Genomic DNA, 21757 nt, shown 5'->3' with positions numbered 1-21757 from the left:
TTCGGCTATGGCTGCGCCGCCCGTGGCTGCGCGGGTGGCCGGATCTGATACAGCACCGCGAGTCCGGCCGCGGCGCCGACGGTGATGGCCAGTGCCACCTGCCCCGGCACTCGATCGGCGACGGCGGTGCTGCCCGTCGGCCAGTGCCGCTGCCCGGTGGGAATCGACCACAGGATCGACGGCAGGTACAGCGCACCGAGCGCCAGCATCGCGCTCGGCAGGTAACTGACCCGGATCGAGCCGATCGCGAAACCGGTGACACAGGTCAGCAGCACCACCCCGGCCGTCCACACGAATGCCCACGGAAGACGCTCGGCCACAATGGCGAAACCGCAGATCACGGCGATGCCGAGCAACACGCCCCACGGTGTCGCCCACCGCAGGCCCGCCAGGATGGCGACCACACCGACCACCAGGACGAGGACGAGATGCCAGCCGAGGCGGGGTGCGTCACTGAGTGAATCGGCCGCGGCGGCGACGCTCACGGCGATCAGCACACCGGTGCCGTCGCGGCCCGGCAGGAGCGCGGCGGCCACGAACGCCGCCACGAGGGTGACGATCACGGCGAGCGCGACTTGCCAGGAGTTTCCGCGGCGGCCGTCGAACTCGCGGCCCAGCCACTCGGTGGCGATCAGCAGCGACAGCGACAGCACGGTGGTGGCGATGATCGGGGCGATCGGCAGATCCGCCGCCATCCGCGGCACCGCGGGCAGCATGATGCCGTGCCGATGGCGCGCGGTGTTCACCGCCAGCAGCACGACGGCGGAGCCGATCAGCCAGAACGGGGTGTGCACGGCCTTGTCCGCCGTCGCCGCGGCGTTCGAGGTGAACACCGCCACGACTTCGCCGTAGACGAACACGACCAGGACCCCGAGCCCGAAACCGACCGCGGACCAGCGCATCCGCCACGCGCAGATGCACAGCGCCCCGAACAGCACACCGCCGCACAGCGAGTCGATGTAGTTCTGGGTGGTGAGTACGTCGGCGGAGGTCATCGCCTCGCCGATGAAGTAGTTGATTGCCAGCGCCGCCGCCCCGCCCGTCGCGGTGAGCCAGATCAGCCCCGGCCGGGTGATCGGCCTGGCCAGCACGGCGACGACGACAGCGACGATGAGACCGAGTGCGGCCGCGCGGGGAACGCTGTTGATCAGACTGGTGACGCGGTACGGCGAATCGATCGACGAATCGTCACCGAAGCTGAACGGCAGGAACAGCGACATCCCCGCGGCCGCGGCGCCGGCGAACGCCGTGACCACGTCCAGACCATCACCGATCTTGGGCACCGTGCCGACGTTACCGGCGACACATGCCCGCACCGGGGATGTCGCGGCCGGATCAGGGTGGCGAGTTCGGCCTCAAACCCTGCTCTCGGCATAGCGACGCAGCGATTCGACCTGCGCGGGGTCGAGGGACGGCCGCACGCTCGCGCGGGCGGTGGCCACGTCCTCGGCCGTGACGTCGGCGGCGGCCATATCGCGGCGCAGTGCCGAGAGCGCGGCCTCGCGCAGCAGGGCGGCGCAGTCGGCGGCCGAGTAGCCGTCGAGATCCTCTGCCAGCGCGGCCAGGTCGACATCCCGGGCCAGCGGTACCGAGCGTCCCGCCGTGCGCAGGATCTCGAGCCGGGCCGGGCCGTCCGGTGGCGGGACGAAGACGAGGCGGTCGAGCCGACCCGGCCGCAGCAGTGCGGGGTCGATCAGTTCGGGGCGGTTGGTCGCGCCGACCACCACCACATCACGCAGGGGTTCGACGCCGTCGAGTTCGGTGAGCAGCGCGGCGACCACCCGGTCCGACACCCCGGAGTCGCTGCTCTGGCCGCGTCGGGGGGCGAGCGCGTCCACCTCGTCGAGGAAGATCAGCGAGGGTGCCGAGTCGCGGGCCCGCTGGAACAACTCGCGCACCGCGCGTTCGGAGGAGCCGACCCACTTGTCCATCAGCTCAGCGCCTTTCACCGCGTGCACGCTGAGCTGACCGGTCCCTGCCAGCGCCCGCACCAGGAACGTCTTGCCGCAGCCGGGTGGTCCGTAGAGCAGGACTCCGCGCGGCGGTTCGATGCCGAGGCGGGCGAAGGAGTCGGGGTGGCGCAGCGGCCACAGCACCGATTCGGTGAGTGCCTGTTTGGTTTCGATCATGTCGCCGACGTCGTCGAGGTCGAGCGAGCCGATCGCCAATTCCTCTGTGCCCGAACGGGACAGCGGGCGAATCACGTCGAGCGCGCCGATCAGATCGTCTTGGACGAGTTCGGGTTCGGTGTGCTCTCGGCTGGCCCGGCCTGCCGCGCGCACGGCCGCTTCCCGGCACAGCGCGGTCAGGTCGGCCACCACGAAACCCGGTGTGCGTGCGGCGATCACGTCGAGGTCCAGTTTTCCCGCCGGCACCTTGCGCAGCAGCTGTTCCAGCAGTGCCCGCCGGATCGCCGCGGTGGGCAGCGGCAACGCCAGTTCGCGATCGCACAGATCCGGAGCGCGCAGACGCGAATCCACCTGTGTCGGATGGGCGGTGGTGGCCAGCAGGGCAACGCACGGTGCGCGCACCGCGGCCCGCAGCTGGTCGAGAACGAGAGTGGCGACGGGCTCGGCCTCGGCGGGAAGCAGCGCGTCGATATCGGTGATCAGCAGCACGCCGCCCTGCCCGGTGGCGACATCGGCCACCGCCTCGGCGACCTCACGCAGCCGGGTTCCGCTCTCGGTCGCGCCGACGCTCGGGCCGTCGAGCTCGACGATACGACGCGGTGCGACAACAGCTTTGGCGAAGGTGGCCTTGCCGACTCCGGCGGGTCCGGTGATGAGGACACCGAGATGCGCCGGTGCGCCGAGCGTCTTCAGCAACTCCGGCTCATCGAGCGCCAGGCTCAGCCATTCGGCCAGCTTGGCCGCCTGGCTCTGCACGCCCGCCAGATCCTCGATCTGGACCGGCGTGCTCCCCGAACTCACCTTCACCGCGCCGGATCCCGGCTGATCCGGCTCCGAAAACCACTGCCGGCCCGGCGTGCTCGAAGGCTGGCGCACATCGCCGTCACGTTCCACCGTGTGCTGGATCGCTGCCGCACCCGCACCCCAGCCGACGGCCGAATTCGGTTGCACGCTCACCGGTCCCGGCATGGGCTCGATCGCCGTCACGGTGAGCAGTTCGGTGGTCCAGGCGATCCCGAAGGCACGCGAGAGCGCCTGGGTGGCCGCCGAGGAACTGATATCGGGTCCGAGATCGCGCGGCAGCAGCGACACCGTGTCACCGACGGTCACCACCTTGCCGAGCAGCGCCTGCCGCAGGGTGGCCGCCGGGATGCTGGCCACAGCGTGCGCCGAGCCGCTCAGCGAGATCTGTCTGGCGCCGAAGACTGTCACCGGGGCGACCGTCACCGCCGCGTTCTCCCGCAGTCCCACATTCGACAGCGTCACGTCATCGAGCAGCGCCACCCCCGGCGGACTGTCCGCGGGCGCCTTCGCCACCACCGCCGCGGTCCGGCGCGCGCCGATCAGCGCGATGCCGTCCCATTCGCGCAGGCCGAGCGCGGTGAGCGTCTCGGGGTGCAGGCGCACCACCCCGCGACGAGCGTCGGCTGCGGAGGGATTGAGCCGGGCGGTGAGCGAAAGTTCAGCCACCGCCCCATTCTGCCCTTCTCGCCGCGATCAGGAATCGATAGGCCGACGGCAAGGTCAGACGGCCATTCTGGCTGACATGACGAACTATCGCCGCCAGTCGGTACGCTGCACCGGACGCGCCGGAGGTGCCGGCGCCGCGATCTACCGGGGAAAGCAGCAGATGAACCGAATCTCCCTCGCCGTTCTGGCCGCCGGGGCACTGACCCTGACCTTGGTCGGGTGCGGGTCCGACGACTCCGCTGATGCGAGCGGGCTGCGCAAGGGCACGCCGAGCTCCAGCGCGTCCGCCACCGCCACCAAGGCGCCCACGTCGAGCGCGGCGCCGAGCTCGGCCGCGGCGGGCACCGACATCACTTGCACACAGTTCAAGACGCTCGACCCGGACGGCGAGAAGAAGGCCATCGATCAGATCCTCGCGGCACACCCCGGCGGTCCGTTCGAGGGCAGCCCCAACGTGGCGCTCAGCACTGTGAAGCTGGTCTGCCTCGTCCCGGCCAATGCCGACAAGCCGGTTGCCGACGCCGCCGGGATGAAGCCCTAGCCATCGCTCAGCCCAGCAGCGATTGCCAGTTCGCGGGGACCCGCGCGGCCGGTCCGGGGACCGACTGATCGGTGGGATGGCTGGTCGGCGCGGCGAGCTCGGGACCATCGCTGTACATCTCGCCGCTGGCGAAGTTGTAGAACCAGTCCTCGCCCGGTTCGTAGCTCTGCATGAACGGGTGCGCGGTGGCCTCGAAATGCTTCGTCGCGTGCTTGCTGGGAGAGCTGTCGCAGCAGCCCACATGCCCGCACTCGGCACAGCGGCGCAAATGCACCCACCAGCCGCCGCTCGCGTCGCATTCGACGCACCCGGCGCCACTGGGCGGCACGCTCGGATCGATCCCCGCTTCAGCCATCTAGACCTCCTGTAGTAGGTGTGCTGACATCCTCCGCCGCCGGGTGCAACGGCAGGCGGACGATGAAGCGCGTGTTGCCGGGTTCCGATTCCACCCGGATGTCACCGTTGTGCTTGTTCGCCACGATCCGGAACGAGATGTCGAGACCGAGACCGGTACCGTCGCCGACCGGTTTGGTGGTGAAGAACGGCTCGAAGATCCGGCCCCGCGCCTCGGGGGGAATGCCCGGCCCGGTGTCCCCGATTTCGATCGCGGCGCAGTCGTTCTCCTTGAAGGTGCGGATCGTCAGGGTGCCCTCGCCGCCCATCGCGTAGACGGCGTTGTCGATCAGGTTGGTCCACACCTGGTTGAGTTCGGCGGCGAAGCAGGGGATCGGCGGCAGCGCGCGGTCGTAGTCCTTCACCACGCGGATGCCGTCACCGAGTTTGCGGTTGAGCATCACCAGAGTGGAATCGAGCAGTTCGTGCAGGTCGACGACCTGATAGGGCGCGCGATCCATCTGCGAATACTGTTTGGCCGCCCCGACGAGAGTGGAGATGCGGGTGGTCGAGTCGAAGATCTCGTTCATCAGCAACTCGGTCTCGATGGTGTAGTTCAGCCAGCGCACGGCGCCCTCGAACACCGGCGCCTGGCAGGCTTCCAAGGTCGCGTGCACACCCTCCAGCCAGTCGGTGTCCAGGCCCGCCTGCACGAAGGTGGGCGCCAGATTCCAGCCGTCGGCGATGCCGCGCTCTTCGAACCAGTCGGCCAGCGCGTCCTCCCGATCGGCCGCTTCCAGTGGGCTGAGGTCGGGTGCCTTGGCGACCTGGTCGGCGGCCTGCTCCTGCATCTCGACGAGCTTGACCAGCGCGTCGGCGGGGAACTTGCCCTCGGCCATCATCTTCAGTTTGTGCCGCATCCCGGCGACGCGTTCGCGCAGGCCGGAGGTGGCGCGCACCGCGGCGGCGGCGGGATTGTTGAGTTCGTGGGTGAGCCCGGCCGACAGCGATCCCAGGGCGAGCAGCCGTTCGCGTTCGGCGATCCGCTGGTTCGACTTCTGCCCGCCGAAGAACGCGCCCTCGAGCAGGTGCACGGCCATCGGGAACCACTCGTGCATGATCCGGGAGAAATCGGCTGCGTCCATGACCAGGAACCGGGAGCGGCGCAGCACATACATCGAGCCGTTGTAGTCCTGGTTCGCCCGATCGCCCAGGTAGGCCATCCAGGCGCCCGCGTACACCCCGCGATGGTCGGTGCGGTTGATCTCGATCTCCACCCCGCCGGACAGTTTGGTGAGCCGGACCTCGCCGTCGATCAGCACGTAGAAGCAGGTGGCGGGTTCGCCCTCGCGAAACACCGGGCCCGGTTCGACGTACTCGATGCGCCCGATGGCGCACAGTTCGGCGAGCTGGGAGTCGTCGAGCTTCTCGAACAGGAACAGGGTGCGCAGTTCTTCCGGATCGCAGATCATAGAGTCCTCACTCATGCTGTCTCAATGGGCATGATCGGGCGGCCTGCGTGGTTACGCTCCGCTACCGCCTCCGGCCGCTGACCTCTCATGCCAGATACCGGTGGACGAGCATGACCGCCATCGCGCCCTCGCCGACCGCCGAGGCGACCCGCTTGGCGGATTCGGCGTGCACATCGCCCGCCACGAACACGCCGGGGACGCTGGTCTCGAGGTGTTGCGGCGGGCGCGGCAGTTCCCAGCCGGGCGGTCGCGCGCCGTCGACCATCAGGTCGGGCCCGGCCAGCACGTATCCGGCGGCGTCTCGGGTGACAACGCCGTCGAGCCAGCCGGTCTGTGGCGCGGCGCCGATGAACAGGAACAGCCGTTGCGCGTCGACCTTGTCTTCGGTGCCGGTGCTGTTGTCGCGCAGAACGATGCGTTCCAGGTGTGTGTCACCGTCGACGCCGACGACCTCGGTCTCGGTGTGTACGACGATGTTGGGGATGGCCGCGATCTGCCGGACGAGATAGTGCGACATCGACTTGTCCAGCGAGTCGCCCCGGACAACCAGGTGCACGCGACGCGCGTTGCGGGACAGGAACACCGCGGCCTGTCCGGCCGAGTTGGCCCCGCCGACGATGTAGACCTCCTGTTCGGCGCACTCGGCCGCCTCGGTCATCGCCGAACCGTAATACACACCGCGCCCGGTGAATTCGTCCACACCCGGTGCCGGATGGCGTCGATAGTCCACGCCCGTGGCGATCAGAACCGTATGCGCGCACAGCTTTCCACCGTCGGCGAATCGCACGGTGCGCGCCGACCCGTTGATCTCGAGCGCGACCACATCGCGAGTGGTGATGATCTCCGCGCCGAATTTCGCCGCCTGTCGCCGCGCCCGATCCGCCAGCTGTGACCCCGAGACCCCGTCGGGAAATCCGAGATAGTTCTCGATCCGCGAGCTCTGCCCCGCCTGTCCGCCGGTGGCCGTGCGCTCGACCAGCACCGTGCGCAAGCCCTCCGACGCACCGTAGACCGCCGCGCCGAGTCCGGCGGGTCCGCCGCCGACCACGATCAGGTCGTAGAAGTCCCCGCTGGGTTCGACGGTGAGCCCGACGTTTTCGGCGAGCTCGCTGTCGGTCGGCTGGATCAGGGCGGTGCCCGCGGCCGTGATCACCACCGGACAGGTCAGCGGATCGGCGCCCGCCGCCTCCAGCAACCGGGTGCCCTCCGGCTCGTCGACCGGATACCACCGATACGGCAACTGATTGCGCGCCAAGAACTCTCGCACCTGCGAAGACCGCGGCGACCAGCGATCGCCGACGACCTTGGTCTCGTACACCGGCCGCTGCTCGGCGCTGCGCCACACCTCGAGCAACCCGTCGATCACCGGGTAGAGCTTCTCCTCCGGCGGGTCCCACGGCTTGAGCAGATAGTGGTCGAGATCGATGACATTGATCGCGTCGATCGCGGCGTCGGTGTCGGCATAGGCGGTGAGCAGCACCCGGCGTGCGTAGGGGTGCAGGTCCATCGCCTGTTCGAGGAATTCGATGCCGTCCATGCCGGGCATCCGGTAGTCGGCGATCAGCACCGCCACGGGCTGCCCGCGCAGTTTCATCTCGCGCAGCGCCTCGAGTGCCTGCGGTCCCGATTCGGCCCGCAGAATCCGGTAGTCGGCGCCGTAGCGGCGGCGCAGGTCCCGCACCACGGCGCGCGATACGCCGGGATCGTCGTCAACGCTCAGAATGGCCGGTTTGGTTACCGAGGGAGTGCTCACCCGATCGAGTATCCCCCTGCTGTGAGGTAGCCGTCAGAGCTGGTGGTGGAGGACGAGGTCTAGTTCGGTGGGGGTGAGCAATCGTTCGAGGCGTTCCTCGCGTTTGAGACGGGTGCCGCGGGGCACGAACGCGCTGGGGAGCGCGAAGGCGTCGTCCGGTCCGATGCTCGGCAGGAGCGGGACCTCGTTGATGTGCCTGCGTGGCAGGAGTGAGCGCAGTTTCACGGCCGATCACCTCGGGTTGACGACGGGAACGCTGGAGGCTGAGCTTCGTCGATCAGCAAACGTCGGTAGCGAAAAGTTTGCCAGCATGTCCGAGTTGGTGCAAGCGGGACAAGGTGGACACGGCGAGCCAACCGGTCGGTGGCCTGCTTCGGCGCAGGCCACCCCGGTTTTGTGAGAATTTGCTGATCGGTTATTTCCAGGCGGGCATGGCGACAACCTGTGCCGCATAGGACAGCCCGGCGCCGAAGGCGATCAGCAGCGCGGTGTCGCCCGGCTTCGATTCGCCCTTGCGCAACAGCGCCTCCATCGCGAGGGGGACCGATGCTGCCGAGGTGTTGCCGGAATCCTCGATGTCGTTGGCGAGCGCGCAGTGCTCCGGTAGCTCGAGCACCCTGGCCATGATCTCGATGATCCGGCCGTTGGCCTGGTGCGGAATCATCGCGTCGAGGTCGCCGGTGGTCAGGCCCGCGCGGTCGATCGCGTCGCGGCACACCTTCTCCAGCGAGTGCGCGGCCCAGCGGAACACCGCGGTGCCCTCCATCGTGAGATAGGGGCGCACCGCGTCGGTGCCCTTCTCCTCGATCTCGTCGAAGAACTCCACCCAGTCCTTGGTCTGGCGGATGGCGTGGTGCTGAGTACCGTCCGAACCCCACACGGTCGGGCCGATGCCCTGTTCGGTGGACGGGCCGACGACCACCGCGCCCGCGCCGTCGGCGAACAGGAAGGCCGTCGCGCGGTCGGTGAAGTCGACGGTGGGGGTGAGTTTTTCGACGCCGAGCACCAGCACGTGATTCGAGGTGCCCGCCCGGACCAGGTCCGATGCCATACCCACCGCGTGACAGAACCCGGCGCAGCCCGCCGAGATGTCGAAGGCGGCCGCGCCGGTCATGCCCAGCTCGGTGGCGATGCGTGGGCCGATGGCCGGGGTGAGCATCAGATGGGTCGACGTCGCCACGATGACGCAGTCGATCTGGTCGACCTGCACCCCGGCGGCGGCGATCGCGTCGCGCGCGGCGGCGACGCTCATGGACTGGATGGTTTCCTCGTCCGAGGCGAAGCGCCTGGTATGGATGCCGGACCGGGTGCGGATCCACTCGTCGCTGGAGTCGATCGGCCCCGCTACCTCGTCGTTGGTGACCACCCGAGCCGGGCGGTAGACGCCCAATCCGAGGATGGCGGTGTGCTCAGTACCCGTCGTCTGGGCGATTCGAGCCATTGTGCGTCTCCTATGTACCTGTCAACCTGCGGCAGTACCGCTGGGTGTACCCGAAGCATCGAAATCTGTCCCTCATCGCCCGTGACCCGTACGTGGACACCATGTGAACGCTCAGACATGAGGCTTCCTCATATTAGCGCCTCTTGATCAGAGTGTCGATTGTCACAGTGGAGCCGGGGGTATCTTGGGGACAAGGCGATTGCTCGCCGACCCTTCGAGGGATCGAGGACAGCATGCTCGGACTCGGCATCATCAGTTGGATCATCATCGGCGGTCTGGCCGGTTGGATCGCGAGCAAGTTCATGAAGACCGACGCGCAGCAGGGCATCCTGCTCAATATCGTGGTCGGGATCATCGGCGGGCTACTCGGCGGCTTCGTGCTGAGTCTGTTCGGCGTCGATGTGGAAGGCGCGGGCTGGATCTTCAGCTTCATCACCTGTCTGGTGGGCGCCTGCGTGTTGTTGTACCTGGTGAAGCTGTTCACCGGGCGTAAATCGGTCCACTGACCACAGGTGCTTGCCCCGGGCTTCCCGTAAGGTGTGATCGCTTGTAGTCATCACACGAAAGAGGGAGCCCGTGGCACGCCGCCCCACCCCGCCCGGCACGCCCGATACCACCGGCGTCGGACATGTCGTCGACTTGGTGCGGGCCGCTGTACCCCCACTACATCCCGCCGGACTGCCGTTCGTGGCGGTGCCGTTGGCAGTGGCGGTCATCGGCGGACGTAATAAATGGGTGCGGAGGGCCGGTCTGGCCTCGGCCGCCGCCTGCGCCGCTTTCTTCCGGCACCCACATCGCGTGCCGCCGAACCGGGCGGGCATCGTGGTCGCGCCCGCCGACGGTGAGGTGGCGCTGGTCGACACCGCGGTGCCGCCCGTCGAGCTCGGACTCGGCGATCAGCCGTTGCCGCGCGTCAGCATCTTCCTGTCGGTGCTCGATGTGCACGTGCAGCGCGTTCCGGTGTCCGGAACCGTGCGCGAGGTGCTGCATCAGCCGGGCAAGTTCCTCTCGGCCGATCTGCCGGAGGCCTCCGACGCCAACGAGCGCAACAGCATGGTCATCGACACCGCCGACGGTAAGCAGGTCGTCGTGGTGCAGATCGCCGGACTGCTGGCCCGTCGCATCGTCTGCGATGCCCGCGTCGGTGACCTGCTCACCATCGGTGACACCTACGGCCTGATCCGATTCGGGTCTCGCGTCGACACGTACTTCCCGATCGGCACCGAACTGCTGGTGGCCCCCGGGCAGCGCACGATCGGGGCCGAAACAGTCCTGGCTGTGCTGGGATGATCGAGCAGGCTCGCACAGCACCTCGCAAACGACCCCGCTCGGTGCGATTGCTGCCGAGCGTCGTCACCATTCTCGCGCTGTGCGCCGGCCTGTCGGCAGTGAAGTTCGGGCTCGACGGTGAGCTCGGGATCGCGCTGGCGATGGTCGGTGCCGCCGCCGTGCTGGACACGCTCGACGGGCGGCTCGCGCGCATGCTCGACGCCACCAGCAAGATGGGCGCCGAACTCGATTCGCTCTCGGACGCGATCTCGTTCGGCGTCGCGCCCGCGCTGGTCATCTACGTGACCCTGCTCGACGGCAACAGCGCGGGCTGGATCGTCGCGCTGTTGTTCGCGGTGAGCCTGGTCTTGCGCCTTGCCCGCTTCAACACCCTGCTCGACGACGATTCCCGGCCCAACTGGGCGCGTGAGTACTTCGTCGGTGTCCCCGCGCCCGCCGGAGCGCTGATCGCGCTGGTGCCGATCGCGCTGAAGGTGCAGTTCGGCGACGGCTGGTGGGACGGTTTCGCCTTCGTCGCCGCCTGGACGGTCTTCGCCGCGCTGCTGTGCGTGAGCACCATCCCGACCCTGGCGATGAAGTCGGTGTCGGTCGCTCCGCAGGCCGCGGCCGGGCTGCTGGTGCTCACCGCGCTGGCCGCCGCGCTGCTGGTCACGTACCCGATCGTGCTGCTGCTGATCTTGGTCGCGCTCTACCTCGCGCACATCCCGTTCGCCTGGCGGTCGGCCCGCTGGGTGGCCGCGCGGCCGGAGACCTGGCAGCACAAGCCGGCTGAGCGGCGGGCCCAACGGCGGGCGCAGCGACGGATGCCCGCGATCCGCCGACCGGCGATCCGTGGCTCGGCGCGCCTGCGCCTGCGTCGCCCGCGCAACGACGACTGACCAGGCATCCGACCCTCGCGACTGGACGTTTCGACATGGAGCAATCAACGCCACCTCCGCCACCCGAGGACCCCGCGGCGCCGGCCACCGATATCACTGAGTTTCTGGAGCATCGGTCGCGGCTGTTCTCGCTTGCGTACCGGATGTTCGGTGCGGCGAGTGAGGCCGAGGACGTCGTGCAGGAGGTATACCTGCGGTGGGCGCTGGCCGACCACGCCGAGATCGCCAATACCGAAGCGTGGTTGACGACCGTCACCGTGAATCTGTGTCGTACCCAGCTCGTTTCGGCTCGCGCCCGGCGCGAGACCTATGTCGGGCAGTGGCTGCCGGAGCCGGTACCGACCGGCGGCGGCGCGCTCGGTCCGCTGGGCACCGTCGAGGAACGCGAATCGGTGTCCCTGGCGGTGCTCACCGCGATGGAACGGCTCAGCCCGATCGAACGCGCCGTGTTCGTGCTGCGTGAGGCGTTCGGCTACTCCCATGGCGAGATCGCGGAGATGCTCGACCTCACCGTGGCCAACACCCAGCAGATATTCCATCGGGCCGGTCAGCGGGTGCGCACCGGTAAGCAGCGCTTCGTGGTGTCGGCCGAGCACGCGCGCACGATGATCGAGAAGTTTCTGCAAGCGGCCTCGACCGGCGATGTGGCCGGTCTGCGCGAACTGCTCGCCGACGACGTGGTGTCGGTCGCCGATGGCGGCGGCCGGGTGGTCGCGGCCAAGATCCCGGTGGTCGGTGGCGATGTGGTCGCGCGCTACCTGTCCAACCTGCGGCGTTTCCTCAGCCCCACGTCGCGGTTCGAATTCACCGAGATCAACGGCGACGTGGGCCTGATCCTGATCCAGGACGAGATTCCGGCCGGTGTACTCGTGTTCGACTTCGACGAAGCGGGCTCGATCGCGGCGGTCCGCACGGTCGTGAACCCGATCAAACTGGGCGCCATAACAATGTGATCCAGATCACTTCGAGAACCTGTCAGGAACTCGGGGGCTGATCGGTCTGGTGTGTGTAGGCATTTCGAGAGAAGGAGCCACACCATGACCGGTCAGCATCGGATCGTCGTCCTCGGCGCCGGGTACGCGGGACTCACCGCGGCCCGTGCCCTCGCGAAGAAGACTCGCGACTCCCAGATCACTGTCGTGGACGGCCGCGCCGAATTCGTGCAGCGGGTGCGTCTGCACCAGGCCGCCGCCGGTCAGCCGGTCAAGCGGCTCGACCTGCGGAAGTCGCTGGGACGCAAGGGCATCGAATTCCTCCAGGCGCGGGTCACCGACCTGGACCCGGATCGCAAGATCGTCGCCCTGGACGGCGAGTGGACGTTGCACTACGACACCCTCGTCTACGCGCTCGGCAGCCAGGCCGACCGCGACGCCGTGCCCGGAGCGGCCGAGCACGCGAAGTTCGTCGCCACCGCCGAGGACCTGACGGAACTGTCGGGTCAGATCGTCATCGTCGGCTCGGGCCCGACCGGCATCGAACTGGCCACCGAACTCGCTGAGTCGCAGCCGGATTCGCGGATCAGCCTGCTCGGCACCGAGGACCCGGGCGCTTGGCTCTCGCCGCGCGCGCACCAGTTGATCCGGGACGCGCTCACGCGGGCCGGCGTCGAAATCCGTTCCGGTGTCAAGGTTGTCGAGGTGCTCTCCGATGCGGTTCGCCTCGCCGACGGCACCCTGGTGCCCGCCGATACCACCGTTTGGACCACCGGTTTCACCGTCCCCGATCTGGCTCGTCGCGCGGGTCTGGAGGTCGCCGACGACGGCCGTATCCGCACCGACGACACGCTGCGCTCGGTGTCGCACCCCGACATCTACGCCGTCGGCGACGCCGCGCTGATGGTCGGCGTGGACGGCCGCCCGCTGCGGATGGCTTGCGCGACAGCGATTCCCGCCGGCCAGTACGTTGTCGGGGCCATCACGGCGCGGGCGCGTGGCCGCGAACCCGAGCCGATGAAGGGCCGCTACGTCGCGCAGTGCATCAGCCTGGGCCGCCGTGACGCGGTGTTCCAGGTGGTCAAGGCCGATGACACCCCGACGAGCACGGTGCTCACGGGCCGTGTCGGGGCGCTGATCAAGGAACTGATCGTGCGCGGTACGGCCTTCACGGTCGGCCTGCGATAGTCCGACCGGACTGGCGTAATCGCCCTTTTCGCGGCCGTTGGGTCAGATCTGACCGGGGGCCGCGAAGTGGGGCGATCGCGCCGGGGTCGTCCGGTGTGGTCAGGTGGCGGTGTCTCGTCTGCGGCGCGGCCACCGGCGTCGAGCGTGTCGGGTCAGCGGCCGTGCCCAGGGCGCGATCGCGATCGCGAGGAGCACGCTGAGCCATGGAAGCCGCCACCACCAGCGCACATCTCGTTCGAGCGCCGTCGTCGGCTCGGTCAGCAGACGTGCCGTAGACGACCACACCACGAACGCGTCCCCGATGGGCATCAGGCCGAAGGCGTACCGCTTGGAGCCGGGCAGGCCGATCGGCAGTCCGAGCAGCTCACCTGCGGAGCCGATCGCGGCCGCCAAGTCGCTGTCGCCGTTCACGCGGGCGGCGCCCTGGGCGACGACAGTGGCGGAAAGGCTGACTCCGGCGACCAACGGTCCCGAGTCGACGTCACCGCTCCCGTCGACACCCTTCGGATATTCGCGAATGGCGGGCCCGAAACCGCCTGGATAGGTCAGGTATCGGTCTCGGTACCGCGCGTAGTGGCTCTTCGCGAATGCTGGGTCGATCTCGGGCAGGAATCGAAGTATCACTGTCTGTGAGGTTGCCCGGGCGCCGGTCAGCATCGATCCGTCGGTCGGTGAAACCTGATGCGGCAGTAGGCCGGTCGCGGGGTCGAGGCGGGTCTCGGCCTGCGCGAGCCAGCGATCTATCACTGCCGTGTACTGCGCCCCGAACAGCTTGTCGTGCAGGCGAAGGGAAGCCACCGCGACGGTCGAATCGACCGGCCACGCCTGACCTCGATAGGCCTGGAGAAACGGTGTGCCGGCCGCGGAGAACGCCTGTGCGATCTCGGCGCTGTGCGTGGAGAACTGGTGCACCGCAGTGGTATCGGAGCGATCGAGCGACAGGATCGCGCCCCGCAGCCAGTTGGTCCACCCGGCCCAGAACACTCCGTACGCGGGCTGCAACCCGGGGCTGAAAACCGCACGGCCCTCGTCGGATTCGGTTCTGGCCAGCGCCCAGCGTGCTTCGCGGAGCGCGTTGTCACGCAGTCCTGGATCGGTGTGCGCGGCCTGTACCCAGGCGAGGCCGTAGAGCACGTTCGAGAAGACGTACCCCTCCGGAAACAGTTGCTGCGCAGCGGTATCCGAGCCGTCGTCGAGCGCGTCACGCACGAAGGCCAGCTGGCGCGCGGTCGACCCGGGCTGCCCGTCCAGGCCCGGCTGCGGCCACAGCAGTCGCCCGGCTCCGATCAGGCACGCCGCCGTCACGATGATCCCCACCACGCGCGGCGCCCAGCGCCGAATTCTCCCCATGGCGACACTCTGCCAGGAATTTGCCGTCAACCAATCGTTGACGATCCAGCATCGTCAACCTATGGTTGACGCATGAGCACTCCGAACTTTCGCCTCGACGACCTCATCGACGGCATCAAGAAGGCCCGCCCCGACAACGTCCTCGACCAACTCTCCGACGCGGTGGTCGCCGCCAATCACCTCGGCGAGACCGCCGACCACCTGATCGGCCATTTCGTCGACCAGGCTCGCCGTTCCGGCGCCTCCTGGACCGATATCGGCGCCAGCATGGGCGTCAGCAAGCAGGCCGTGCAGAAACGATTCGTGCCCAAGGGTCCGAGCGACGCGGCCGCCATGGATCCGCAGGCGGGCTTCGCCAAGTTCACCGACCGGGCCCGGCAGGTGGTCGTCGGCTCGCAGGAAGCGGCCCGCGCCTCGGGGAGTAGCCAGATCGCGCTCGGGCATCTGATCCTCGGCCTGATCGGCCAGTCAGAAGGTCTGGCCGCCAAGGAGATCATCGCCAGGGGTGTCGCACTGGACGCCGTGCGCGCTGCCGCGACCGCCTCGCTGCCCGCCGCCGACGGTGACGTGCCCGCGCTCATCCCCTTCGACGGCGACACGAAGAAGGTCCTCGAGCTCACCTTTCGCGAGGCGCTGCGGCTCGGTCACAACTACATCGGCACCGAGCACATCCTGCTGGCTCTGCTGGAACAGGAGAACGGCGCGGGCGTACTCAGCGGTCTGGGCCTTGACAAGGCCGTCGTAGAGGCCGAGCTCGTCGAGCTGCTGAATCAGTTCCTGGCTTCGGTGCAGGACGAGGCCTGAGAACGCGGGGGCGCGCCCGGTGTGTCCTGCGCGCTGGGCGCGACCTTGCACTCTCACCACCTGAGTGCTAAAAATGGCTTGGCACTCGTGACTGTTGAGTGCCAGGTCGGGACGGTGAGATCGGGTTCCATCGACACCCTCGGTCGTCCGTCGCGGGCACCTCCTGGCCAGCGTACTTTGGGGCGATCCAACCTGTGGTCGTCTCGTGTGTCAGCCATAGACATGTGGAGGATCTCAACGCAATGGCCAAGACAATTGCGTACGACGAAGAGGCCCGTCGCGGTCTCGAGCGGGGTCTGAACGCCCTCGCCGACGCTGTCAAGGTGACGCTGGGCCCGAAGGGTCGCAACGTCGTACTCGAGAAGAAGTGGGGCGCCCCCACGATCACCAACGATGGTGTGTCCATCGCCAAGGAGATCGACCTCGAGGACCCGTACGAGAAGATCGGCGCCGAGCTGGTCAAGGAAGTCGCCAAGAAGACGGACGACGTCGCCGGCGACGGTACGACCACCGCCACCGTGCTCGCCCAGGCGCTCGTGCGTGAAGGTCTGCGCAACGTCGCGGCCGGCGCGAACCCGCTCGGCCTGAAGCGTGGCATCGAGAAGGCCGTCGAGGCCGTCACCGCCAAGCTGCTCGACACCGCCAAGGAGATCGACACCAAGGAGCAGATCGCTGCTACCGCTGGTATCTCCGCGGGCGACCCGGCCATCGGCCAGCTCATCGCCGAGGCGATGGACAAGGTCGGCAAGGAAGGTGTCATCACCGTCGAGGAGAGCAACACCTTCGGGCTCCAGCTGGAGCTCACCGAGGGCATGCGCTTCGACAAGGGCTACATCTCCGGTTACTTCGTGACCGACCCCGAGCGTCAGGAAGCGGTCCTCGAGGATCCGTACATCCTGCTGGTGTCGTCGAAGATCTCGACCGTGAAGGACCTGCTGCCGCTGCTGGAGAAGGTCATCCAGGCCGGCAAGCCGCTGCTGATCATCGCCGAGGACGTCGAGGGTGAAGCCCTGTCGACCCTGGTCGTGAACAAGATCCGTGGCACCTTCAAGTCCGTCGCTGTCAAGGCGCCCGGCTTCGGTGACCGTCGCAAGGCCCAGCTGGCCGATATCGCCATCCTCACCGGTGGCGAGGTCATCAGCGAAGAGGTCGGCCTCTCCCTGGAGACCGCAGGCATCGAGCTGCTCGGCACCGCGCGCAAGGTCGTCATCACCAAGGACGAGACCACCATCGTCGAGGGTGCGGGCGACGCGGAGGCCATCAAGGGCCGCGTGGCGCAGATCCGCGCCGAGATCGAGTCCTCGGATTCGGACTACGACCGTGAGAAGCTGCAGGAGCGTCTGGCCAAGCTGGCCGGCGGCGTCGCGGTGATCAAGGCCGGTGCCGCCACCGAGGTCGAGCTCAAGGAGCGCAAGCACCGCATCGAAGATGCCGTGCGCAACGCCAAGGCCGCCGTCGAAGAGGGCATCGTTGCCGGTGGTGGCGTCGCGCTGCTGCAGGCCGCCCCCGCGCTCGACGGCTTCAGCGGCCTGACCGCTGACGAGGCGACCGGTGTCAACATCGTGCGCGTCGCGCTGTCGGCCCCGCTCAAGCAGATCGCCTTCAACGCGGGCCTCGAGCCCGGCGTCGTGGCCGAGAAGGTCTCCAACCTCCCCGAGGGCGAAGGCCTGAACGCCGACACCGGTGTCTACGAGAACCTGCTGGCCGCCGGCGTTGCCGACCCGGTCAAGGTCACCCGCTCGGCCCTGCAGAACGCGGCCTCCATCGCCGCGCTCTTCCTCACCACCGAGGCCGTAGTCGCCGACAAGCCGGAGAAGTCCGCCCCCGCGGGCGACCCCACCGGCGGCATGGGCGGCATGGACTTCTGATCCGCTGATCAGCTAGCCCAACGCAAATCACGTAGACCGGTCCACCACTCGGTGGGCCGGTCTTCGGCATGAAATAGGGGAGTGAACGTGGCGATCGTCCACACGGTCCGCAAGTACTGGTTGTTCTGTGTACTGATGGGGATAATTTGCGGCTGGGCGATCCTGTCGGGTCTGCTCGACCTGGTCGACGGCACGGTCACATGTCACGACTGGAGCCCCCTCGTCCTGGATTTCACCAGCTACGACATGGCCCCAGACGATAACTCGTGTGCGATGTCGAAGTCCGGCGCCAACTACGCGGACGTGAAGATGATCAACAATGTCCTGGACTCGGTGCGGGTCATCATCGGTGCGGCGATGTTGTGGATAGGTTGTTCGAGCCTGAACGACCTGGCGAAGAAGGATCTCGCACCGCCGTCGGACGGGTAGTCGGGTGAGTCACGTCTCGTGGTCGAATGCGATGACCAGTTGTGGGCGGATGGGGAGCGGGCCAGGGCTGGTGTTGTGGAGCGCTGCTACCAGCGCGCTCAGCTCGGTGGGGAGAAGATCGAGCGTAAGAACGCCTTCGTCGAGGGCGGCGCCCCCTGAATCGGAGTCGGAGGGGGAGAAGGTGATCGAGCGTCCGTCGCCGGAGATCGTCAGTGTTCTGCCGTGGGGGAGGCGATTGACGAGGGCATCGGCGATTGCGGGGCAGGCATCGACATGGTCACCAGCTTCGAACCAGTTGCCCGAGGAGTAGACGTAGCGAGCCAGATTCTGAAGGAAGCCGACCGGCCACACCGGCGCCTCGTGTTCTTCGGGCCGACGGGTGAGGCGGAACGTGAATTCGAAGCCCCAACCGGACTCGTCGGGATTCTGGGATTCCTTCTCGTCCAGCTCGGTCATTCCGAAACTTATGTATTAATGAAAGTGATCGGTATGCAGCTGATCAAGCAGGCGGGTTCGTGCGAGCTCAGCCGACCGGTGTGAGGCGGAGGCGTTCGGCTAGTTCGTTGAAGATGTAGAAGTTGGGGATGGTGCTGACGGGGGCCAGCGACATCCACACGCCGGAGAGTTTGATGCGGATGTGGCCGCTGCGGGCGTCGATGAGCTGGATGTCTTCCCAGGACAGGGCTTCGCTGCGGAAGGTGAGGGCGTCGAGGGAGAGGGAGAGGTCGCCGAAGGGGACGGTTTCGCCGTTGTCGATGGCGGCCACCGCGGCGGGGAGTTGGGTTGCGGTGACGGCGGATTGGATGGCGCGGGCCCATTCACGGGCGCGGGCGAAACCCTCTTCGTCGATGGTCGCTTCGACACCGCCGGGGCCCGACAGCTCCAGCAGGTAGGTGACGGGGGTGGTGTCGTGGAACGGGATCGCGTGCTGACGCACTTCGGTGCTGTCCCACCGGAATCCGGCCACGCGCTGACCCGAGCGGTAGACGGTGACGCCCTGGTCGAACAGGTCGATGCGGGCGGCGCGGTTCTGCCGGTTGATCACCCCGCGGCGCAGTGCGAGCAGGACGGGCGCGCCGGCGATCACGAGCAGTGCCACACCGCCCTGCCATCCGCCGACGGCCGCGACGATGATGCCGATGGTGGCGATACAGCCCGCGACGATGCCACAGCCGCGCACGAAGGTGTCGTCGGCGGGGGTGGCGAGAAAGGTGTCACGGTGCGCGCCGAGCTGCTGATACTCCGCCATCAGGTGTATCAGTTGGGTCAACGGCACCGCGTGCCGAGCATCGGCTACGTCCTCCGGCCTGTTCGGAGTGATCACTCGTCCCTCCAAGAGGCGTTTTCATCCGCGGCGAAGCGTATGCGAACCGGCGGAATATTGCCACCGGTACGGAGATGAAATTCTGGCCGCGACCGGGCGGAATGGCTCAGCCGATGGCGAAAGCGACGAAGAATCCTGCCGCGGTTGCCATTCCGACCCACCAGCCGCCTTCGCGATAGGCCTCGGGGACGAGCGAGTCGGCCAGCACCGCGATCGTGGCGCCGCCCGCGAACGCTTGGACCGCGCTGATCGCGGTCGTCGAAACCGAGTCGGCGTAAGCGTTTCCCAGCACGGTCACCGCGACGAGCACCGCGGCGGTCACCGCCCAGAGCGCGAAGGTCCGGCCCGCCTCGAACCCGTGCTGCTCGCGCATGAGTACCGCCCCGCTGACCGCTTCGGGCACATTGCCCGCCGCGATCGCGACCACCAACACCAATCCGCCTCCGCCACTGAGGGATACACCCAGTGCGAGGTTCTCCGGCACGCCGTCGAGCACCGTCCCGAGCAGCAACGCCCAGCCGATTGCGGCGGGCCCCAGTTTGTTCTCGATGAGATGGTTGGCGACCACGTACACCCCCGCACCGGCGAACAGCGCGCTGCCGGCGAGCAGCGCGCCGTCGCGGTGGAAGGCGGGCGCGAAGAGCTCCTCCGATATCGCCGCGATCATCGTGCCCGCGCCGAACGCCATCATCGCGGCGAGCACGGCTTTCGGCAGCGTCCACCGCAGCCCCACCGCCACCCCGATCAGCAGCGGGACCGCGGTACCGAGGCCGTACAGCAGGGCGGTAGACATGCCGAGAGCCTATTCGGCCGTGCGCGACTAGGGTGGTTGACGTGTTGGTTGTGGACGAAGGCGAACCCACGGCACCGGCGATCGTGTTCCTGCACGGCATCCCCGGCTCGGTCGACTGGTTCGCCGCGGTCGCCGAGCGGATGGTCGCGACCTTCCGGGTGATCCGCGTGGACATGCACGACTTGGGCGCCGACGGCGACTTCAGCGCCGCGGCCCGCACCGCTCCGCTCGTCGCCCTCATGAACGACCTCGACCTCACCGACGTGACGGTGGTCGGCCACTCGTTCGGCGCCGAGATCGCGCTGGAACTCGCCGCCGCGTCGCATCGGGTGGCTCGCGTCGTGGTCGTCGGCCAGGCCCCGGACTACCGGGCCGCGAGCATCCCGACCGCCGCGAGATGGGTGGTCCGTCCGTGGTCGGTGCGCTTGGCGCAACGGTGGACACCCGGACCGGTGATCCGCCTGGCGAACCGTTCGGTCTTCGCGCCCCGATTCCGTTACGACTCGGCGCCCGGCCTGGCCGAAGCGCTGGTCCGCGATTTCCGCACTGCCCTTCCCGGCGGCCTCGCCTACGCGGTGGGCGGCCGTGCCGCCGACTTCGCGGCCGCCCCGCTCGACATCCGCGCGCAAGCCCTCGACCAGCCCGTCCTCGCCGTCCACGGCCGTCACGACAACCTCTACGACAGCACCGAGACCCTCGCCCGCTTCGCCGCGGCGGGCGCCGACACCCACCTCGTCGAGCACGCGGGCCATTCGCCCCAGGTCGAGCAACCGGACGAGTTCGTCTCCGTGCTGGGCGAATTCATCAGATCCCACTGACGGCGGAGACCACGAACGTCCCCGGTGTGCCCTGCGCCCCCAGCGGTCCGCCCTTGTCGAACTGTGAGGAGACGATCAGCGCCTGCTCGCCCGAATGCGCCATCGTGGTGGGAACATTCAGCGCGGGATCGTGGAATTCGCCGGTGCGGGTGGCGGTGGCGCCGTTGTCGCCGAGGCTCCAGCGGCTGATGGTGTTGTCGAGGTTGTGAACGATCCACAGGGTGTCCCCGCGCAGGTCCAAGCCGTCGCCGTGGCGCGCATCGCCACCGGTCAGCGCCACCTTGCGAATCGTTTCCTGGCCGCCGGTGAGGTCGATGCGGTACAGCTCGGCCGCTGACATGGCGACGACGATCAGATACGTCCCGGCCGGGTCGGCGACAATTCTGTTGAGCTCGAACACCTTCGGCTCACGCGGTCCGAGGGTGGCGGTCAGGTCGTAGGCCACGGTCAATTCGTCACGGGAGCCGACAACCGCTCGGTAGACGACATTGCGCACGCTGTCGGTCAGGTAGGCGGACCCGTCCGCCCCGAAATCCAGATCGTTGACGAAACGTGGTGCGTCACCGGGTACTGCGAACTTCGCGAGCAGTGCGCGTGACCCGGTGTCGTACACACTCACGCCCACACCGGAATCGATCACCCACAGCCGACCGCTCCGATCGACCTTCACGCCGTTCGCTGTCTTCCTGCCGTCGGCGCCCGCGGGCAGGAACACCTCCGCGCGCGCGGCGTCGGCCGTCGCCCGGTAGACGGCTCCGTCCGCGAACGACCCGACATAGGTGTCACCGTTGCGCGCGTCCAAGCCGATGCCCTCGGGATATACGGCGCTGCCCGGCAGTTCGTAGGCCGTGCTCAGCGTGGGTGTGGCAGGCGAGGTCCCGCACGCGGTCAGGGCCAGGCATGCGGTGGCGACGGCAATGGTTCGCAACATGATGAAGCCTCTC

Annotated in this window: 22 protein-coding genes; 10 read left to right on the top strand and 12 right to left on the bottom strand. The window is 68.0% G+C overall.

The features are described 5' to 3' along the window. Positions 1 to 5: 5 nt before the first annotated feature. On the bottom strand, positions 6 to 1283 hold the full coding sequence (locus ACWGCN_RS13265; protein WP_452457723.1) for a hypothetical protein: 1278 nt from the start codon (positions 1281 to 1283) through the stop codon (positions 6 to 8). A 72-nt stretch (positions 1284 to 1355) separates the two neighbouring features. Further along, the gene (locus ACWGCN_RS13260; protein ID WP_449967737.1) at positions 1356 to 3599 is read right to left on the bottom strand and encodes an AAA family ATPase; all 2244 of its coding nucleotides are present in this window, start codon (positions 3597 to 3599) and stop codon (positions 1356 to 1358) included. A 76-nt stretch (positions 3600 to 3675) separates the two neighbouring features. Between ACWGCN_RS13260 and ACWGCN_RS13255 the strand changes: the two genes are divergently transcribed. Continuing rightward, positions 3676 to 4140: a hypothetical protein gene (locus tag ACWGCN_RS13255; protein ID WP_378991201.1), complete on the top strand. Its 465-nt coding sequence runs from the start codon at positions 3676 to 3678 to the stop codon at positions 4138 to 4140. Positions 4141 to 4147: 7 nt separating this feature from the next. Here ACWGCN_RS13255 and ACWGCN_RS13250 read toward each other — a convergent pair whose 3' ends face one another. From ACWGCN_RS13250 to ACWGCN_RS13230, 5 genes are all read right to left on the bottom strand, one after another. Beyond that, positions 4148 to 4495: a UBP-type zinc finger domain-containing protein gene (locus ACWGCN_RS13250; RefSeq protein ID WP_378633825.1), complete on the bottom strand. Its 348-nt coding sequence runs from the start codon at positions 4493 to 4495 to the stop codon at positions 4148 to 4150. Further along, the gene (locus tag ACWGCN_RS13245; protein ID WP_452457724.1) at positions 4488 to 5960 is read right to left on the bottom strand and encodes an ATP-binding protein; all 1473 of its coding nucleotides are present in this window, start codon (positions 5958 to 5960) and stop codon (positions 4488 to 4490) included. The genes ACWGCN_RS13250 and ACWGCN_RS13245 overlap by 8 nt, the downstream gene beginning before the upstream one ends. Positions 5961 to 6030: 70 nt before the next feature. Continuing rightward, entirely contained in the window at positions 6031 to 7698 is a 1668-nt protein-coding gene (locus ACWGCN_RS13240; RefSeq protein ID WP_378991198.1) for an FAD-dependent oxidoreductase, read from the bottom strand. Between the two features lie 33 nt (positions 7699 to 7731). Continuing rightward, positions 7732 to 7923 (bottom strand): hypothetical protein, encoded by a 192-nt coding sequence (locus tag ACWGCN_RS13235; RefSeq protein ID WP_378633833.1) that lies wholly within the window; start codon positions 7921 to 7923, stop codon positions 7732 to 7734. A 190-nt stretch (positions 7924 to 8113) separates the two neighbouring features. Then, on the bottom strand, positions 8114 to 9139 hold the full coding sequence (locus ACWGCN_RS13230) for a beta-ketoacyl-ACP synthase III (RefSeq protein WP_379318496.1): 1026 nt from the start codon (positions 9137 to 9139) through the stop codon (positions 8114 to 8116). Positions 9140 to 9372: 233 nt separating this feature from the next. Here ACWGCN_RS13230 and ACWGCN_RS13225 point away from each other — a divergent pair, with 233 nt between their 5' ends. The 5 genes from ACWGCN_RS13225 to ACWGCN_RS13205 all read left to right on the top strand — a co-directional run bounded on the left by ACWGCN_RS13225 (position 9373) and on the right by ACWGCN_RS13205 (position 13427). Beyond that, positions 9373 to 9645 (top strand): GlsB/YeaQ/YmgE family stress response membrane protein, encoded by a 273-nt coding sequence (locus ACWGCN_RS13225; protein ID WP_101465422.1) that lies wholly within the window; start codon positions 9373 to 9375, stop codon positions 9643 to 9645. 70 nt (positions 9646 to 9715) lie between these two features. Beyond that, complete coding sequence (locus tag ACWGCN_RS13220) at positions 9716 to 10429, top strand: phosphatidylserine decarboxylase (protein ID WP_364403759.1); 714 nt, start codon at positions 9716 to 9718, stop codon at positions 10427 to 10429. Next, positions 10426 to 11307: a CDP-alcohol phosphatidyltransferase family protein gene (locus tag ACWGCN_RS13215; protein WP_378633841.1), complete on the top strand. Its 882-nt coding sequence runs from the start codon at positions 10426 to 10428 to the stop codon at positions 11305 to 11307. Before ACWGCN_RS13220 ends, ACWGCN_RS13215 begins: the two co-directional genes overlap by 4 nt. A gap of 35 nt (positions 11308 to 11342) precedes the next feature. Next, positions 11343 to 12260, top strand: coding sequence for an RNA polymerase sigma-70 factor (locus tag ACWGCN_RS13210; RefSeq protein ID WP_452457725.1), 918 nt, complete (start codon positions 11343 to 11345; stop codon positions 12258 to 12260). An 84-nt stretch (positions 12261 to 12344) separates the two neighbouring features. Continuing rightward, on the top strand, positions 12345 to 13427 hold the full coding sequence (locus ACWGCN_RS13205) for an NAD(P)/FAD-dependent oxidoreductase (RefSeq protein WP_378991194.1): 1083 nt from the start codon (positions 12345 to 12347) through the stop codon (positions 13425 to 13427). 99 nt (positions 13428 to 13526) lie between these two features. Here ACWGCN_RS13205 and ACWGCN_RS13200 read toward each other — a convergent pair whose 3' ends face one another. Then, positions 13527 to 14777: a hypothetical protein gene (locus ACWGCN_RS13200; RefSeq protein ID WP_452457726.1), complete on the bottom strand. Its 1251-nt coding sequence runs from the start codon at positions 14775 to 14777 to the stop codon at positions 13527 to 13529. Between the two features lie 72 nt (positions 14778 to 14849). Between ACWGCN_RS13200 and ACWGCN_RS13195 the strand changes: the two genes are divergently transcribed. The 3 genes from ACWGCN_RS13195 to ACWGCN_RS13185 all read left to right on the top strand — a co-directional run bounded on the left by ACWGCN_RS13195 (position 14850) and on the right by ACWGCN_RS13185 (position 17878). Further along, entirely contained in the window at positions 14850 to 15581 is a 732-nt protein-coding gene (locus ACWGCN_RS13195; protein ID WP_379315686.1) for a Clp protease N-terminal domain-containing protein, read from the top strand. Positions 15582 to 15823: 242 nt separating this feature from the next. Continuing rightward, positions 15824 to 17449, top strand: coding sequence for a chaperonin GroEL (groL, locus tag ACWGCN_RS13190; RefSeq protein WP_266294031.1), 1626 nt, complete (start codon positions 15824 to 15826; stop codon positions 17447 to 17449). An 87-nt stretch (positions 17450 to 17536) separates the two neighbouring features. After that, a complete protein-coding gene (locus ACWGCN_RS13185) occupies positions 17537 to 17878 on the top strand; it encodes a hypothetical protein (RefSeq protein ID WP_379318224.1) in 342 nt (113 codons plus the stop codon). 9 nt (positions 17879 to 17887) lie between these two features. Here ACWGCN_RS13185 and ACWGCN_RS13180 read toward each other — a convergent pair whose 3' ends face one another. The 3 genes from ACWGCN_RS13180 to ACWGCN_RS13170 all read right to left on the bottom strand — a co-directional run bounded on the left by ACWGCN_RS13180 (position 17888) and on the right by ACWGCN_RS13170 (position 19995). Next, positions 17888 to 18346 (bottom strand): suppressor of fused domain protein, encoded by a 459-nt coding sequence (locus ACWGCN_RS13180; protein ID WP_452457751.1) that lies wholly within the window; start codon positions 18344 to 18346, stop codon positions 17888 to 17890. Between the two features lie 55 nt (positions 18347 to 18401). After that, positions 18402 to 19202, bottom strand: a complete 801-nt coding sequence (locus ACWGCN_RS13175) for a DUF6585 family protein (protein WP_378991184.1) — start codon at positions 19200 to 19202, stop codon at positions 18402 to 18404. Between the two features lie 106 nt (positions 19203 to 19308). Then, positions 19309 to 19995: a ZIP family metal transporter gene (locus tag ACWGCN_RS13170; protein ID WP_378991182.1), complete on the bottom strand. Its 687-nt coding sequence runs from the start codon at positions 19993 to 19995 to the stop codon at positions 19309 to 19311. Positions 19996 to 20036: 41 nt separating this feature from the next. On the opposite strand from ACWGCN_RS13170, the gene ACWGCN_RS13165 reads away from it, so the two are divergent. After that, the gene (locus ACWGCN_RS13165) at positions 20037 to 20813 is read left to right on the top strand and encodes an alpha/beta fold hydrolase (RefSeq protein ID WP_387445571.1); all 777 of its coding nucleotides are present in this window, start codon (positions 20037 to 20039) and stop codon (positions 20811 to 20813) included. Here the strand turns inward: ACWGCN_RS13165 and ACWGCN_RS13160 are convergent. Further along, a complete protein-coding gene (locus ACWGCN_RS13160) occupies positions 20800 to 21744 on the bottom strand; it encodes an SMP-30/gluconolactonase/LRE family protein (protein WP_452457727.1) in 945 nt (314 codons plus the stop codon). The two genes, ACWGCN_RS13165 and ACWGCN_RS13160, sit on opposite strands and share 14 nt — an antisense overlap. Positions 21745 to 21757: the final 13 nt, after the last annotated feature.

This window comes from Nocardia sp. NPDC055050 (assembly GCF_053608345.1).
Note: the sequence above shows the minus strand (reverse complement) of the source record. Positions and strands in the feature narration are given on the sequence as shown.

What these genes read in the sequence shown, in the direction of transcription:
- ACWGCN_RS13230 (WP_379318496.1), bottom strand. Translation starts at nt 9,139, where the DNA reads ATGGCTCGAATCGCCCAGACGACGGGTACTGAGCACACCGCCATCCTC.
- ACWGCN_RS13170 (WP_378991182.1), bottom strand. Translation starts at nt 19,995, where the DNA reads ATGTCTACCGCCCTGCTGTACGGCCTCGGTACCGCGGTCCCGCTGCTG.
- groL (WP_266294031.1), top strand. Translation starts at nt 15,824, where the DNA reads ATGGCCAAGACAATTGCGTACGACGAAGAGGCCCGTCGCGGTCTCGAG.
- ACWGCN_RS13205 (WP_378991194.1), top strand. Translation starts at nt 12,345, where the DNA reads ATGACCGGTCAGCATCGGATCGTCGTCCTCGGCGCCGGGTACGCGGGA.
- ACWGCN_RS13195 (WP_379315686.1), top strand. Translation starts at nt 14,850, where the DNA reads ATGAGCACTCCGAACTTTCGCCTCGACGACCTCATCGACGGCATCAAG.
- ACWGCN_RS13160 (WP_452457727.1), bottom strand. Translation starts at nt 21,744, where the DNA reads ATGTTGCGAACCATTGCCGTCGCCACCGCATGCCTGGCCCTGACCGCG.
- ACWGCN_RS13225 (WP_101465422.1), top strand. Translation starts at nt 9,373, where the DNA reads ATGCTCGGACTCGGCATCATCAGTTGGATCATCATCGGCGGTCTGGCC.
- ACWGCN_RS13255 (WP_378991201.1), top strand. Translation starts at nt 3,676, where the DNA reads ATGACGAACTATCGCCGCCAGTCGGTACGCTGCACCGGACGCGCCGGA.
- ACWGCN_RS13200 (WP_452457726.1), bottom strand. Translation starts at nt 14,777, where the DNA reads ATGGGGAGAATTCGGCGCTGGGCGCCGCGCGTGGTGGGGATCATCGTG.
- ACWGCN_RS13250 (WP_378633825.1), bottom strand. Translation starts at nt 4,495, where the DNA reads ATGGCTGAAGCGGGGATCGATCCGAGCGTGCCGCCCAGTGGCGCCGGG.
- ACWGCN_RS13210 (WP_452457725.1), top strand. Translation starts at nt 11,343, where the DNA reads ATGGAGCAATCAACGCCACCTCCGCCACCCGAGGACCCCGCGGCGCCG.
- ACWGCN_RS13215 (WP_378633841.1), top strand. Translation starts at nt 10,426, where the DNA reads ATGATCGAGCAGGCTCGCACAGCACCTCGCAAACGACCCCGCTCGGTG.
- ACWGCN_RS13245 (WP_452457724.1), bottom strand. Translation starts at nt 5,960, where the DNA reads ATGAGTGAGGACTCTATGATCTGCGATCCGGAAGAACTGCGCACCCTG.